The 14,681-nt window shown below is 57.6% G+C and carries 11 protein-coding genes and 1 other RNA gene; 1 reads left to right on the top strand and 11 read right to left on the bottom strand.

Going from position 1 to position 14,681, the window contains the following annotated elements:
* Positions 1-5: 5 nt before the first annotated feature.
* Both SELSP_RS06325 and SELSP_RS06330 read right to left on the bottom strand, forming a co-directional pair.
* Positions 6-197, bottom strand: a complete 192-nt coding sequence (locus SELSP_RS06325; RefSeq protein WP_006192211.1) for a hypothetical protein — start codon at positions 195-197, stop codon at positions 6-8.
* A gap of 20 nt (positions 198-217) precedes the next feature.
* Positions 218-3,613, bottom strand: a complete 3,396-nt coding sequence (locus tag SELSP_RS06330; protein ID WP_013740824.1) for a DNA polymerase III subunit alpha — start codon at positions 3,611-3,613, stop codon at positions 218-220.
* Positions 3,614-3,882: 269 nt separating this feature from the next.
* Here SELSP_RS06330 and SELSP_RS06335 point away from each other — a divergent pair, with 269 nt between their 5' ends.
* Entirely contained in the window at positions 3,883-6,132 is a 2,250-nt protein-coding gene (locus SELSP_RS06335; RefSeq protein ID WP_006192206.1) for an EAL domain-containing protein, read from the top strand.
* A gap of 140 nt (positions 6,133-6,272) precedes the next feature.
* Here the strand turns inward: SELSP_RS06335 and ssrA are convergent.
* The 9 genes from ssrA to speE form a co-directional block, all read right to left on the bottom strand.
* Positions 6,273-6,625, bottom strand: a transfer-messenger RNA (tmRNA) gene (ssrA, locus tag SELSP_RS11975).
* 164 nt (positions 6,626-6,789) lie between these two features.
* A complete protein-coding gene (locus tag SELSP_RS06340) occupies positions 6,790-7,743 on the bottom strand; it encodes a serine O-acetyltransferase (RefSeq protein WP_006192203.1) in 954 nt (317 codons plus the stop codon).
* 76 nt (positions 7,744-7,819) lie between these two features.
* Positions 7,820-8,560: an alpha/beta hydrolase-fold protein gene (locus SELSP_RS06345; protein ID WP_013740825.1), complete on the bottom strand. Its 741-nt coding sequence runs from the start codon at positions 8,558-8,560 to the stop codon at positions 7,820-7,822.
* Between the two features lie 112 nt (positions 8,561-8,672).
* Positions 8,673-9,062: a fluoride efflux transporter CrcB gene (crcB, locus tag SELSP_RS06350; RefSeq protein WP_006192201.1), complete on the bottom strand. Its 390-nt coding sequence runs from the start codon at positions 9,060-9,062 to the stop codon at positions 8,673-8,675.
* Between the two features lie 3 nt (positions 9,063-9,065).
* Entirely contained in the window at positions 9,066-10,412 is a 1,347-nt protein-coding gene (locus SELSP_RS06355) for an MFS transporter (protein ID WP_006192199.1), read from the bottom strand.
* A 139-nt stretch (positions 10,413-10,551) separates the two neighbouring features.
* Positions 10,552-11,715, bottom strand: a complete 1,164-nt coding sequence (nspC, locus tag SELSP_RS06360; protein ID WP_006192198.1) for a carboxynorspermidine decarboxylase — start codon at positions 11,713-11,715, stop codon at positions 10,552-10,554.
* The gene (locus SELSP_RS06365) at positions 11,715-12,914 is read right to left on the bottom strand and encodes a saccharopine dehydrogenase family protein (RefSeq protein WP_006192197.1); all 1,200 of its coding nucleotides are present in this window, start codon (positions 12,912-12,914) and stop codon (positions 11,715-11,717) included. The genes nspC and SELSP_RS06365 overlap by 1 nt, the downstream gene beginning before the upstream one ends.
* A 43-nt stretch (positions 12,915-12,957) precedes the next feature.
* Positions 12,958-13,839 carry an agmatinase gene (gene speB / locus SELSP_RS06370; RefSeq protein ID WP_013740826.1) on the bottom strand — a complete coding sequence of 294 codons (882 nt, stop codon included), beginning with the start codon at positions 13,837-13,839 and terminating at the stop codon, positions 12,958-12,960.
* Positions 13,826-14,680: a polyamine aminopropyltransferase gene (speE, locus tag SELSP_RS06375; protein ID WP_006192194.1), complete on the bottom strand. Its 855-nt coding sequence runs from the start codon at positions 14,678-14,680 to the stop codon at positions 13,826-13,828. Before speE ends, speB begins: the two co-directional genes overlap by 14 nt.
* Between the last annotated feature and the right edge of the window lies 1 nt (position 14,681).

The following is a 14,681-nucleotide window of genomic DNA, read 5'->3' on the forward strand; positions in this document are numbered from 1 at the left end:
CTCGTTCAGAGATTCGCCATATTGCAGACGATGTCGCGCGCCTCTTCCACTTCCGAGGCGAGGACGCGTATCTCGAAGTTCGCCTTGCGCTGGCTGCCGACGGATTTCCGATCCGTCAATATGCCTTCCGCCTCCAGCCTTTCGCAGATCTTCTCCGCCTGCCCCTTCGTTGCAGCCACAAAGATCGATGTCCACATGAAAATTTCCTCCTTCGGCGCTATCTCTGCAGCACCGAGTTTTTGCCGAGCAAGGCCTCGATTTCCTGCACGACGGCGGGAGATGCGTCGAGCCAATACTGCGGCTCCAACTTTTGCCAACGTCCCTTCCGATTCAAAAAGACGACATGTTCGCCCCTGTGCATCGCGAAAATACCGTAGAGCGCATCGAGCGCAGCCGCTTCCTCGTGCTCTGCAGCAAGCGTGATGTAATAGTCCTGCCGATAATCGTCGAGCGCGGTAATCGTATCAGCAAGCACCTTGACGCCGTCATCCGTGAAATTCACGCGCCCCTGCACGACGATGGCCGCATCGGGAACAAGGAGGTTCACATGCGGGTAGAAGACCGCTGGGAAGACGACGACTTCGACGGAATGCGTGTAGTCCTCCAATTCCAAGAAGCACATCGTGTCACCCTTCTTCGTCGCAATCCGCTTCGCCGAGGAGATGAGGCCGCCGATGCGCACGAGTTGGCGCTCCTTTTTCTTGCCGTCTAAGATATCCCCGATGGGCACGAGATTCTTGATCTTCTTCTCATGGCGATCGAGCGGATGTCCTGTAATGAAGAAGCCTGTGTTCTCCTTCTCCCACGCGAGTCGCTGCACCGAGTCTGCCTCATCGATGTCGGGAAGCGCGACGTCCTCAGCCTCCTGCATCGCCGCCTCGCCGAAAAGGCCGATCTGCCCGCTCGCTGCATCCGCATGCTTTCGTGCAGCGACATCGATGACGCGCTCCAAGACGGCAAGAAGCTGCGAGCGGTGCGCGCCGAGCGAGTCGAACGCACCGCATTTGATGAGACTTTCAAGTACGCGCTTATTTGCCGTGCGCATATCGACGCGCGTGCAGAAGTCCAGGAGCGACGTGAAAGCGCCGCCTTCCTCGCGCACGGCGGCGAGACTCTTGATTGCCGCCTCGCCGACATTTCGCACGGCGGCGAGACCGAAGCGGATGGCCGCACCGTCGACGCTGAAATTCGCCTCGCTCGCGTTGACGTCGGGCGGCAGGATCTTGATGCCCATGCGGCGGCAAAGCTCGATGTAGACGCCGACCTTGTCGTTCGTATCCATGATGCTCGTGAGCATCGCCGCCATGAACTCCTGCGGATAATGCGCCTTCAAGTACGCCGTCTGCCACGCCACGAGCGCGTACGCCGCGCTGTGCGACTTATTGAATCCGTAGTCGGCAAAATGCGTCAGAAGATCGAAGATCTTTTCTGCCAAAGCATCATCAATGCCGTTCTCCCGCGTTCCCTTCATGTACGTCTCGCGCTGCGACATCAGGACTTCATGCTTCTTCTTGCCCATGGCACGGCGCAAGATGTCCGCCTGCCCGAGCGTGAAGTTCGCGAGCACCTGCACGACCTGCATGACCTGCTCCTGATAGAGCACGACACCGAACGTCTCCTTCAAGATCGGCTCCAAGAGAGGATGCAGGTAGGTCACCTTCTTCTTGCCGTGCCTGCCCGCAATGAAATCCGTCACCATGCCGCTGCCCAAGGGACCCGGCCGGTAGAGCGCGACCGTCGGGATGAGGTCTTGGAAGTTTTTCGGCTGCAAGTCCTTGACGAGATTCGTCATGCCCGCCGATTCCATCTGGAAGACCGCACCCGTATCGCCGCGGCAGAGCATCTCGGCTGTCTTTTCGTCCTCAAGCGGCATCGTGTCGATGTCGATCGTGACGCCACGGCTCTTCTTGATGTTCTTCAAGGCGTCGGCGATGACCGTGAGCGTGCGCAGACCGAGGAAGTCCATTTTTAAAAGGCCGAGTTCTTCCACGTGATCCTTATCGTACTCCGTCACGAGCGTGCCGTCGGAAACCTGCACAGGCACATAGTCGGTCAAGGGATTTCGCGCGATCACGACGCCCGCCGCGTGCGTCGACGAGTGGCGCGGCAGCCCTTCAAGGTCGCGCGCGAAGTCAATGAGCCGCTTCGTCTCGTCGCTCTCCTCATAGATGCTGCGAAAATCCTGCGAATCGGCGAGCGCACGGTCGAGCGTGATGCCAAGCTCCGACGGCACAGCCTTCGCCACGCGGTCGACGCTCGCATACGTCATTTCGAGCGCACGCCCGACGTCACGGATCGCGCCCTTCGCCGCCATCGTGCCGAAGGTGATGATCTGCGCGACATGATCGGCGCCGTAGCGGCGCTTCACATAGTCGATGACCTCCTCGCGGCGAATGTAGCAGAAGTCGATGTCGATATCGGGCATCGTCACGCGCTCCGGATTCAAAAAACGCTCGAAGAGCAATTCGTACTTCAGGGGATCGAGGTTCGTGATGCCCAGGAGATAGGCGACGATGCTGCCCGCCGCCGAGCCGCGCCCGGGGCCGACGGCGATGCCCTCGCCGCGCGCATACTTGATGAAATCCCAAACGATCAGAAAGTAGCTGTCATAGCCCATGCGATGGATGATGGAAAGCTCGTAGTCGAGCCTTTCGCGCACGGCGGGCGTAATCTTTTCATAGCGAAGGGACAGATTCTCCTCGCAGAGCTGTCTCAAGTAGGCATCGTCCGTCATTCCCTCTGGCAGAGGAAAGTTCGGCAGATGCAGATGCCCGAACTCGAAGTCGACCTTGCATCGCTCGGCGATCTTCTGCGTATTGGCGAGCGCCTCCGGGTGATCGTGGAAAAGCTCCTGCATCTCCTCGGGCGAGCGCATGTAGAACTCCCCTTCGGCATAGCGCATGCGCGTCGGATCATGGACGCCCTTGCCCGTCTGAATCGCGAGCAGGACGTCGTGCGCCTCCGTGTCCTCCTTATGCACATAGTGGATGTCGTTCGTCGCCACGAGTCCGACGCCGAACTTCTCCGCCAGCTCTATGACGCCCGCGAACGCCGTCTTTTCATCGGGGATTCCATGGTCTTGAATCTCAAGGAAGAAGTTCTCTCGTCCAAAGATGTCGATATACTCCTCGACGAGCTTTTCCGCGCGCTCTCGCTCGCCGCGCAGAATCGCCTGCGGAATCTCACCCGCCACGCAGGCGCTGAGGCAGATGAGTCCCTTATGGTACTTGCGCAGGATATCCTTGTCGACGCGCGGCTTGTAGTACATGCCCTCCGTATTGGCGAGCGAAACGAGTTTCACGAGGCTTCGATAGCCTTCATCATTCTCCGCAAGAAGAATCAAATGATAGTAGCGCGTGCCGCGCACCTCGGTACGGTCAAAGCGCGACTCAGGCGCAAGATACGCCTCACAGCCGATGATCGGACGGATTCCCTGCTTCTTCGCTTCCTTATAAAAATCAATGACGCCGTACATCGCCCCGTGATCGGTGATCGCGACGGAATCCATGCCAAGCTCCTTCGTGCGTGCGATAAGCTCTGGGATGCGGCTCGCACCGTCGAGAAGGCTGTAGCATGTATGAACGTGCAAATGCGCAAAAGGAATCTTCGTCATGGCAGCCTCCTCCATCATTCTTCCATATTTCAATCAACCTCTCGGTTCTTCTCATTATAGAGGAAAGCGCAAAGCATGTCTATAGTGTGCTGCAGATGGCCTACAGCAGATCCGCACAACGAAAGAAACTTCACGAGGCGTACTGAAACAGCATCATTTGAAGATTCCCAATAAATAAAAACTTTTTTCCTATAAAGAATGGACGATTGGGGAAAATTCATGTATAATGGTATTGTACAATAAATGCTGCGAAGGGGTTGGAAAGAATCATGGACTCCGTTTCAGAATGGCTCGATGAATTCTGTGAGAAACGCGAACTCTCTACGACTTTCTTAAAAAAAATCGTCGACACGGAAGAATCTGACGAGGGGATTCTCTCGCTCTTCCAAACCATGGGCGATGCCTTTTCTTTGCATCGCATCATAATTTTCGAATGCAGGAACGAACACTATACACCTACATATACGTGGAGTGCCAAGGATACGAAACCATACCAACAGCCCGATGAGGAGACTGTACGCGCCGCCGTCGCCCTGACGAGCGACAGGTTGATGAACGGCAGGCATGTCCTTTTCAAGGATACGCAGGCCTTTGCCGCGAAACAGCCCCTTGCCAGTCAATGCTTCGCCTCACTCGATCTCCATTCCCTGTCCGCTGTCCCGCTCTTCAGAGACGGCGAACCGACGGGTTTCATCACCTGCGACGTGCCCGACTGGAAAAACGCGCACGACATCACGGCAGCCCTGTACCTCGTCGGTCGCTTCGTCATGCGCGTCATCCGCATGAGAGATGTCCTGCGCAGTGCGGGGGGCGTGGCCGCAGAAATCGATGCCGATGCCGACAAGGGCGTCCTTTCTGCCTTCCTCCGAGAAAATCTCTTTGACTTTCCGAACTTTCTTGATTCCATCGAACTTGCCGACCAATATATCTACTTCGGTGACATGCAGTCGAATCTCTTCTATATCAACGATCAGATGCGCGACGCCTTCGCCTTCAAGAGCAACATCGTCAAAAATTTCCTCGGTGAATGGGAAAAATGCATCCGCCGCCCCGACGATCTCGCCACCTATCGGGCGGACATCAAAGACATCATCGAGAGCAAACGGGATGTCCACGATCTTCGCTACCGTGTGACGGATCGAACGGGAACCGAATTCTGGATTCGCTGCTGCGGCATCCTGAAGTGGGACGCGGCGCGCGAGAAGCCGCTGTTTTTTTCCGGCAGCATCTCACGCCTCGCACTCGATTTCGTCGTCGATCCCATCACAGGATTCGCGCGTGAGAAAGGCGCGGAAATCAAACTGCAGGAACTGCAGAAGGAATATTCTTCCCTTTCCTTCATCGGCCTCCGCTTAAACAACTTCCGTGAAATCAACGAGATGCACGGCCGAAGCCATTCTGACGCACTTCTCAAGGACATCGCAGCAGGACTCACGAACCGCTTCCGCGACAGCCTTCTGATCTACCGCCTCGACGGTCTGCGCTTCCTCGCCATCCTTTCGCCCGAAATCACAGAAGATCCGAAGGTGATCCTCGACTTCATCAATCTGACCGTGCGCAACCTCTACGCCATCTACGGTCTCGCCGTACAGACGCCCTCCTCTCTCGCTCTCATGAAAGACATTCCGAGCGACACGGCATGCGGCGAAATCATCGCCAACATGCTGAGCCTGCTGGATCTGGCGAAAGAATCGCCGGATGAGCCATACGCTCTCTTCTCCCCGCAGAATCTCGAAACGCGCAAGAACCTGAGTCGCTTCCTGCTCGCCATCAACGAGGATGTCGAACGCGGCTGCACGAACTTCCGCACGGTCATCCAGCCGACAGTCACCACCGACGGTTTCGGCATCGTCAGCGGCGAACTTCTGTGCCGCTGGTCACACGAGGGCACGAACATATCGCCTGCCGTATTCATCCCCATCTTGGAGCGCACCCAGCAGATCCGCGCTGTCGGACGCTGGATCTTCGAGCAGGCAGTCATCCATGCCAAGCGCATACGCCGCACGAATCCGAACTTCTCCCTGAACTTCAACGTCAGTTATCATCAAGTGCTCGATCCCGAGTTCCTGCCCTTCATGCGTCAGACCCTTGACCGCCACGAAATGGACGGCAAGAATCTCGTCGCGGAACTCACGGAAACGAACTACAACGAAAGCCCCGCCACTCTGCAGACCTTCATCGAAGCGTGCCGCGACCTCGGCATTCGTCTCGCGCTCGACGACTTCGGCACAGGATATTCCTCCTTGGAGCTTCTCTTGAAGCACCCGTCCGACATCGTAAAACTCGATCGTAGCTTGATGAAGGAAATGGCGTATTCCAAGAACAGCAGCGACTTCATATCAAGCATCGTCTACTCCTGCCATAAGTTCGGCAAGAAGGTCTGCGTCGAAGGCGTGGAAACGGCTCAGGAACTTCAGACCGTTCTTGAGGCAGGCTGCGACTATATCCAAGGCTTCTACTTTCACCGGCCGATGGAGATTTCGGACTTTTTCTCTCTGCTGGAAAAGACGACGAAGTAGAATGCCCTTGGACGAACAAAAAGACACGCCCCCGCACATCGATCATCGAAGCCGATGTGCAAGCACGAAAAGAGGACGCCTGCGGTACGAATTCCGCAGACGTCCTCTTCTTTATCCCAGCGGCCTTACCGCTTCCCTTCTGGTGGAGACGAGGAGAATCGAACTCCTGTCCGAAAGCATTGTTTCATCGGCTTCTCCGAGCGCAGTCTGTGGTTTGCTTTAAGAATCTGAACGCCCACAGACAGGCTTCCGTCATCCGATTCCGCAAAAGTTTCCCCTTCGAGCCTGCGAAAATCAGCTCTCGGGTATCCCGCAGTTGTCCTCTTATCCGCTCAGGCGGGAGCTAAGCGGACAGAGGCTGGCGTCAAGCCGCCAGAGCGTAGTCTTCGTTTGCTTTTATGTTTAAATAAAAGTTTCACCTTGCTGACGGGATGGTGACCCCCCGGCTCGCTGCCCATGCACCATCTACCCCCGTCGAAACCTTTACGTCCCCGTTGGCATGCACATGAAGCGCATGCTGAAAAGACTCTTATGAACCTTCTCAGCTTGAATACGTAGTATACCGCATTTTCGGAAATTTTGCAAGAAATATTTTTCCAAAGCCATATCGTTCTTGTGCAAACACGAGGGACAGCAATCCCGCCGCCCTCTCGCCGCTCATATCACATAAAACCACGGAGCTTCTCCCTCGAAATCGACCTGTTCCAATTCGTCGCGCGACTTGTCGTAGCGTAGTTCCTGATTCTTCACGCTGATCTGTGTGCCCGGCGCGACGGACTTCGTGATGAAAGCATTGCCGCCGATGATTGCGCCCTTGCCGATGACGGTCTTGCCGCCAAGGATCGAGGCGCCCGAATAGATCGTCACATGATCCTCGATCGTCGGGTGGCGCTTCTTGTCCTTCAGGGAGCGGCCGCCCTTTGTCGAGAGCGCCCCCAAGGTCACGCCCTGATATATCTTCACATGCTCGCCGATCTCTGTCGTCTCGCCGATGACGACGCCCGTCGCATGATCGATGAAGAAGCTCCTGCCGATCATCGCGCCTGGATGGATGTCGACGCCCGTGCGGCTGTGCGCATGCTCCGACATGATGCGCGGGATTACGGGCACGCCGAGCACATGAAGCTCATGCGCGAGGCGATGCACGCAGATCGCGTAAAGACCTGGATAGGAGTAGATGATCTCGGCCTCGCTCGACGCTGCGGGATCGCCCTCGAACGTTGCCTGAACATCCAGTTCGATGTAGGAGCGAATCTTCGGTATGGCACGAAAGAAGGCGAGCGTGATCTCCTGCGCGCGATCGGCAATGACCTCTTCCGACTGCATAGACGCACATTTGCACGGCAGGGCGATGGCAATCTGCTTGTTCAGCAGATAAGCGACATCTTCCATGACCATCGTCATATTGTTCTCGACGCTGTAGACACGGTAGTGCTCGTCCTTGAAGTAGCCGGGAAAGACGATGCGCACGAGCTTGTCGAGGATATCGATGACCGACTTCTTGTCGGGACGACAGAACACGTCCATCTTGTCGATGATGCGATCCGTCTTGTAGTCGGCGAGGATGTCGCCGATGACGCCGTGCAAATTTTCCGCTATGATGTCCGCCATTTCTTCACTTCTCTTTCTTTCAGAAAATGCGGCGCATTGCCGCTGCTTCTCTCTTCCCTAAGAACAAAGTCTTCCTTCACCTGCCGAGCACGTAGGGCAGGAAGTATACAAGCTGCTTTTTCCACCATTCCCAGCCATAGTCGACGTCCGCCCCCCAGAAGTCAACCCATGCGTTTATGCCCCTCTCGTGCAGCACGGAGCGCAGGAGATCCGTCGTGCGGCGTGGCTCATCAAGCCCCTCGCCCTGCCCCGTGCAGAAGACCATCCTCCTCGCGTTGTAAATCTCAACGTAGGGATGCTCGTTCGCCATATTGGGCAGGAAGTCGAGCGGTGAATTGTCGTAGAGCCGTGCATTGAGCCAACCGCCGAAAAACGTCTTGGCGTCGTAAGAACCGGCAAGCGAGATAAGTCCCGCAAAAAGATCGGGGCGGCGCAGGAAGAGGATCGCCGCATGAGTGCCGCCGAAGCCGCAGCCAACGGAGAGGGGCAGGCGCGTCCAATCGCTCAGCGAGCGCACAAAGGGCACGACTTCTTCGGCAACATATTCGTAGTAAGCCTCCTGCCGATTGGCACGCCACTCACGATCATCCGCACTGAACCAGCTCTCGGAGTCAATCGTATCGACCGTCACGAGCCGGATCATGCGCCCGTCGAGCCAGCGTGCGAGCGTTTCTGTTACGCCCGCCGCTTCATAGGCATCGGAAAGCATCTCTCGCGGCGGGAAGGCGAGCACGGGCGTGCCGTCTGTCCCATACGTTCGGACAGTCATTTCTTTCTGCAGCCGTTCGCTGTACCAGCGATCCACTCTCGTTTCCATATACATCCCCTCCCCATTGTTCCCTAATCATAACTATACTATACAACGCCTGTCGTGACAAGAAGAAACGGCTGCCGCAAAAATTTGCAGCAGCCGTTTCTATTTTCCTCGCCTACAGTGCAGCGCGCACGAGCAAGAGTCCCGCCCATGCCGCCGCCACACCGAAGGCGACGTTCGCCAGTACATTCCAGAGCGCTGAAAGCGCATTCGCGCCCTGCAGCAAGGTCAGCGTCTCCATGCTGAAGGACGAGAACGTCGTGAAGCCGCCGAGGAAACCGACAGCGAGCAGAAAGCGCAGGTTCTCAGGCAAAAGCGCGCCGCGCGGCAAAAGCGGCAAAACGCCGATAAGAAGTCCCATAAGGAAACTGCCTGACACGTTGACAAAGAGCGTGCCGTAAGGAAATGCCGACCCGAAGCGCACGGCGAAAAACGAGGTCGCCAAATAGCGGCAGACAGCGCCGAGGCCGCCGCCAAGAAAGACAACGATATACTGCACTCCCATCGCTTACGCTCCATGCGCCTCGCGGACATCGGAGAGATCTTCGAGCGTCTTCTGCTTACTTTCCTTGCCGCAGGCGATGACGACGATCGAAATCAGCACGAATACGGACGCGAACAGAGCGAAGATCGTCTCAATGCCGACGGAGCCGGCGAGCAGCACGCCGACGAGCATCGGCGCGATCATGCCGCCGATGCGTCCAAAGCCCGCCGCCCAGCCGCTGCCGAGCGCGCGCATCGCCGTCGGGTACTGCTCGGGCGTGTAGGTGTAGATGACGCCCCATGCACCGAGGTTGAAGAAGCTCATGCCCGCGCCCCAGGCGAGAAGCGCCGACGACGATTCGGCAGCGCCGAAGAAGTAGCTGCAAACGCCCGACAAGAGCAGAAATGCGGACAATGTATACTTGCGTCCGATGACTTCCACGAACCACGCGGCAGCAAGATAGCCGGGCAGCTGCGCGAGCGTCATCATCAGCACATACTCGAAGGTCTTGACGACGGCGAAGCCCTGCGCGTAGACGAGCGACGGCAGCCACATGAAGATGCCGTAGTAGCTGAAGACGATGCCGAACCACGTCAGCCAGAGCATCGCCGTGCGCAGACGGAAGCCCTTTTGCCACAGAGCGGCAAATCCCGTCTCTCTGCCGCTCTCTCTCGGCAATAGTTCATCTGCCGTAAACGGACGGTTTGCGAGACCGAGCTTTTCCTCCAGATGGCAGACGATTTCCTTCGCCTCCTCGACGCGCCCCTTCGCGAGCAGGTAGCGAACGGATTCGGGCAAGTGCAGGCGGATGAGGAACACATAGAGTGCAGGCAGAGCGCCGAGGAGGAACGCGAGCTTCCAGCCGAACGTTGGAATGAAGAGATATGAGATGCAGGCGGCGACGAGCCAGCCGACGCCCCAGAAGCTCTCAAGAAGGACGATGAAGCGCCCGCGCAGCCGCGTCGGCGCATACTCGGTCATGAGCGTGACGGCGACGGGCAGTTCGCCGCCGAGGCCGAAGCCGACGAGGAAACGGAAGACGAGCAGCGATTCATAGCTCCAAGCCAGGGCGCAAAGCCCCGTCGATACACTGTAGAGCAGAACCGTCGCAGTGAAGACCTTCTTGCGCCCCCAACGATCAGCCAGAGATCCTGCCACGACCGCACCGAGCGCCATGCCGATAAGTCCCACGGAGCCGATCCAGCCCGCCTGCGCGGGACTCAGCCCCCAATCCTTGACCAAGAGCGGCAGAACGAAGGCGATCAGCCCCGTATCCATCGCATCAAAGAGCCATCCCAGACCCGTGACAAGGAGCATCTTGTAGTGAAAAGAGCCAATGGGCAATTCTTCCAAACGACGCAGCATAAACATCCACTTCCTTTGAAAATAAAATCATATCTTCTCCGCCCTGAACAAAGGCGTCGCCCTCTATTGTACCACCTATGCACCACAGGTCAAGTCTTTCCTACAGGACGCAAAGAAGCGCCATCGCGAACGACGGCGCTTCTTCCTAGGACAGGCGCATCTTGAAATCCTCGTAGCCGAAGCGGCGCACGACCTGCCATGCGCCCGTTTCATCGACGGCGACGATCGCGGGCAGCGGCATACCGTTGAAGGTGTTGTTCTTCACCATCGTATAGATCGCCATGTCGCCGAAGACGATGCGGCGGGAGGCAGCAAGCGGCGCATCGAACGAGTATGTGCCGATCGTGTCGCCTGCAAGGCACGTCGGCCCCGCAAAGGTATAGGCGAAGGGCTTCTCCCCTGCCTCGCCCGCACCCAGAACGGGCGGGCGGTACGGCATCTCGATGACGTCGGGCATGTGGCACGCCGCCGACGTGTCGAGGATGGCGACAGGCGTATCGTTTTCAACGATTTCCAGCACCTCGGCAACGAGGAATCCCGCATCGAGCGCGATCGCCTCGCCCGGCTCGATATAGACCTTGAGTCCGTATTTCGTTTGCATACGCATAATGCACTGTTTCAGCAGGTCGATGTCGTAGTCCTCGCGCGTGATATGGTGTCCGCCGCCGAAGTTGATCCACTCCATCTGCGGCAGCCATGCGCCGAACTTCTCCTCAACGGCTTCGAGCGTCTCCGCCAGCGGCCCCGCCCCCTGCTCGCAAAGTGTATGAAAGTGCAGTCCCGTCAATCCTTCCATCTTGTCGGGGCGAAAATCACCGAGCTTGACGCCGAGACGCGAGCCGGCCGAGCATGGGTCATAGATCGCGTGCTCCTGCGTCGAATACTCGGGATTGATGCGCAAGCCGCACGCGCAGCCGTGCTTCAAGGCAAACTCGCCGTACTTTTCCCACTGGGCGAAGGAGTTGAATACGATGTGATCGGCAATCTTGACGATCTCCGCCATGTCCGCCTCCTTGAACGCCGGCGAAAAGACGTGGTTCTCCTTGCCCTTCATCTCCTCGTATGCGAGACGTGCCTCAAAGAGGCCGCTCGCCGCCGAACCTGCGAGGTATTCGGCAATGAGCGGATAGAAGTGAAACATCGAAAATGCCTTCTGTGCCAGAAGCACATGTGCGCCCGTCTCCTGCTGCAAGTCACGCAGCACGGTGAGATTCCTGCGCAGAAGATCCTCCATGACGACGTAGGCGGGCGTCGGCACAGAATGGAAAATTTCTGCGTATTTCTCGAATTTCCCAAAAGCCTCGCCCATCAATCGACAAGCTCCGGCGTGAAGCTCTCCTGCCACGGCAAGCCCCAGCGATTCAGCGCATCCATGAACGGATCGGGATCGAACTGCTCGATGTTATAGACGCCCGCGCCCTTCCATGTGCCGTTCATCACGAGCATCGCACCGATCATCGCGGGCACGCCCGTCGTGTAGGAAACCGCCTGCGAGCCGACTTCCTTGTAACACGCTTCGTGATCGCAGACGTTATAGACATAGTACGTCTTTTCCTTGCCGTCCTTCTTGCCGCGGAAGATGCAGCCGATGTTCGTCTTGCCCTTCGTCCTCGGGCCAAGGCTCGCGGGATCGGGCAAAACTGCCTTGAGGAACTGCAGCGGAATGATCTTCTTGCCCTCGAACTCAATCGGCTCGATCGAAGTCATGCCGACGTTTTCCAGGCACTTGAGGTGGCGCAGGTAGCTCTCGCCGAACGTCATGAAGAAGCGGATGCGGCGAATGCCGGGGATATTGATCGCGAGCGACTCCAGCTCCTCGTGATGCAAGAGGTACATGTCCTTCTCGCCGACCTCGGGGAAGTTGTAAACGCGCTTGATCTCCATCGGCTCCGTCTCAACCCACTTGCCGTCTTCCCAATAGCTTCCCTTCGCCGAAACCTCGCGGATGTTGATCTCGGGATTGAAGTTCGTCGCAAACGGATAGCCGTGATCGCCCGCGTTGCAGTCAAGAATGTCGATGTAGTTGATCTCATCGAAGTGATGCTTCAAGGCATAAGCGGAAAAGACGCCCGTGACGCCCGGATCGAAGCCCGAGCCGAGCAGCGCCGTGATGCCGGCTTCCTTGAAGCGGTCATTGTACTCCCACTGCCATTTGTATTCAAACTTCGCCGTGTCCTCCGGCTCGTAGTTTGCCGTATCGACATAGTGCGTCTTCGTCGCAAGGCACGCGTCCATGATCGTCAGATCCTGGTACGGCAGCGCGAGATTCAAGACGACGTCGGGCTTCTCCCGCTCAATCAGGGAGATGAGCTCGTCCGTCTTGTCCGCATCCACCTGCGCCGTCGTGATTTTCGTCTTGCCGCCCGCGAGCTTTTCCTTCAATGCGTCGCACTTTGCCTTCGTGCGGCTCGCAATGCAAATTTCCTCAAAGGCGTCGCTGTTCTGGCAGCACTTGTGCACGGCGACGCTTGCGACGCCGCCCGCGCCGATGATCAAAGCCTTTCCCATGATTTTCCTCCTGTCGTCAACTCAAGGGCGTTCGCCGCCCGCATCAAACCATCTCTGCTCCGCGAATTGCCGGCTCTTCCCAAGCGAGAAGCATCTCTCGGAGGAGCTTCAAGGCCACCGCCGTCGATGCGCCGCTCGCATCGTAGTGCGGCGACAGTTCGACCATGTCGCAACCGACGATGCGGTCGAGCCGCAGCGTCTTTCGGAGCGCACGAAGAAGATCGAGGAAGCTCACGCCGCCCGGCTCGGGCGTGCCCGTGCCGGGAAAACCACTCGGATCGAGCACATCGAGATCGAGCGTCAAGTACACGGGCTTTCCCATGAGTTCAGAGAGACTCCATTCAAGCCCCGTGAAATCGAAGCGCTGCAAATGCGTGTGCTCCTTCGCCCAGAGGAACTCCGCGCGCTCGCCGCTCCGTATGCCGAACTGATGAATGCGTCCGTCCCCCAAGATATCCCAGGCGCGACGCATGACCGTCGCGTGCGAGAGCTTCGCGCCCAAGTAATCATCGCGCAGATCCGTATGCGCATCGAAATGCACGATATGGAGATCTTCGTAGCGCTCAGCGAGCGCACGCACGACGGGAAGCGTCACGAGATGCTCGCCGCCGATCATGAAGGGCTTCTTGCCATCGGCGAGCAGGTTCCGCGCAAAGTCCTCGATCTGCCCCAGGGCGCGAGCCGTATCGCCAAAGCAAAGCTCCAAGTCGCCGCCGTCAAAGACGCGCGTCTCCTCCATATCAAGGTCGAGATATGGGCTGTACGTCTCCAGCCCGTACGACTCGGCACGCATCGTGCGGCTCGCAAAGCGCGTGCCCGGGCGAAACGACGTCGTCGAATCGAAAGGTGCGCCGAAGAGCACGATGCGCGACTCTTCATACGATGTGTCGCAGCCCAGAAAAGTTTCTACATTATCTTTCAACATCGCGCAGCATCTCCTCCACATAGGTCGGCAAGGCGAAAGCGCCGATATGCAGCTTCGTATTGTAGTAGCGCGTCTTGATGCCGAGCCGCTTCCAACGCTGCCAATCAACACCCTCGATGGGCGCACGCTTCTTCGACGCGAAGCCGAAGAGCCAGTGCCCCGACGGATACGTCGGGATATGCGCCTGATAGACGCGGCTAATGGGGAACGACTCGACGATGCGCTTGTGCGCACGCTGCATGGCATAGGCGTCGTCCTTGTAAAACGGGCTTTCGTGCTGATTGACCATGATGCCGTCCTCGTGCAGAGCTTTGAAGCAGTTACCGTAGAACTCCTTCGTAAAAAGCCCCTCGCCCGGCCCGAAAGGATCGGTCGAATCCACGAGGATCAAATCATACTCGTCCTCAGGCTGGCGAATGAAGCGCAGTCCATCTTCGAAGAAGAAGCGAATGCGCGAATCTGCAAGACACGCCGCCGTCTGCGGCAAGTGCTCGCGGCATGCCTCGACGACCATCTCGTCGATTTCCACGAGGTCGATGCGCTCGACGCTTTTGTAGCGCAGAAGCTCGCGTACCGTGCCGCCGTCGCCGCCGCCGATGACGAGGATGCGCTTCGCCTCGGGATTGACGCACATCGGCACATGCACGATCATCTCATGGTAGATGAACTCGTCCTTCTCCGTCAGCATCATGTAGCCGTCGATTGTCAGAAAGCGGCCGAACTCCGGCGATTCGAAGATGTCGATGCGCTGAAAGTCGCTCCTGCCCGAGTAGATCTGCCGATCGACCTTGATGGAAAAGCCCGCATTCTTCGTGTGCTTCTCCGTAAACCAAAGATTCATG

Source organism: Selenomonas sputigena ATCC 35185 (assembly GCF_000208405.1).
Classification (GTDB): Bacteria; Bacillota; Negativicutes; order Selenomonadales; family Selenomonadaceae; genus Selenomonas; species Selenomonas sputigena.

What these genes read in the sequence shown, in the direction of transcription:
- crcB (WP_006192201.1), bottom strand. Translation starts at nt 9,062, where the DNA reads ATGGGAGTGCAGTATATCGTTGTCTTTCTTGGCGGCGGCCTCGGCGCT.
- speE (WP_006192194.1), bottom strand. Translation starts at nt 14,680, where the DNA reads ATGAATCTTTGGTTTACGGAGAAGCACACGAAGAATGCGGGCTTTTCC.
- SELSP_RS06355 (WP_006192199.1), bottom strand. Translation starts at nt 10,412, where the DNA reads ATGTTTATGCTGCGTCGTTTGGAAGAATTGCCCATTGGCTCTTTTCAC.
- SELSP_RS06330 (WP_013740824.1), bottom strand. Translation starts at nt 3,613, where the DNA reads ATGACGAAGATTCCTTTTGCGCATTTGCACGTTCATACATGCTACAGC.
- SELSP_RS06345 (WP_013740825.1), bottom strand. Translation starts at nt 8,560, where the DNA reads ATGGAAACGAGAGTGGATCGCTGGTACAGCGAACGGCTGCAGAAAGAA.
- SELSP_RS06365 (WP_006192197.1), bottom strand. Translation starts at nt 12,914, where the DNA reads ATGGGAAAGGCTTTGATCATCGGCGCGGGCGGCGTCGCAAGCGTCGCC.
- speB (WP_013740826.1), bottom strand. Translation starts at nt 13,839, where the DNA reads ATGTTGAAAGATAATGTAGAAACTTTTCTGGGCTGCGACACATCGTAT.
- nspC (WP_006192198.1), bottom strand. Translation starts at nt 11,715, where the DNA reads ATGGGCGAGGCTTTTGGGAAATTCGAGAAATACGCAGAAATTTTCCAT.
- SELSP_RS06335 (WP_006192206.1), top strand. Translation starts at nt 3,883, where the DNA reads ATGGACTCCGTTTCAGAATGGCTCGATGAATTCTGTGAGAAACGCGAA.
- SELSP_RS06325 (WP_006192211.1), bottom strand. Translation starts at nt 197, where the DNA reads ATGTGGACATCGATCTTTGTGGCTGCAACGAAGGGGCAGGCGGAGAAG.
- SELSP_RS06340 (WP_006192203.1), bottom strand. Translation starts at nt 7,743, where the DNA reads ATGGCGGACATCATAGCGGAAAATTTGCACGGCGTCATCGGCGACATC.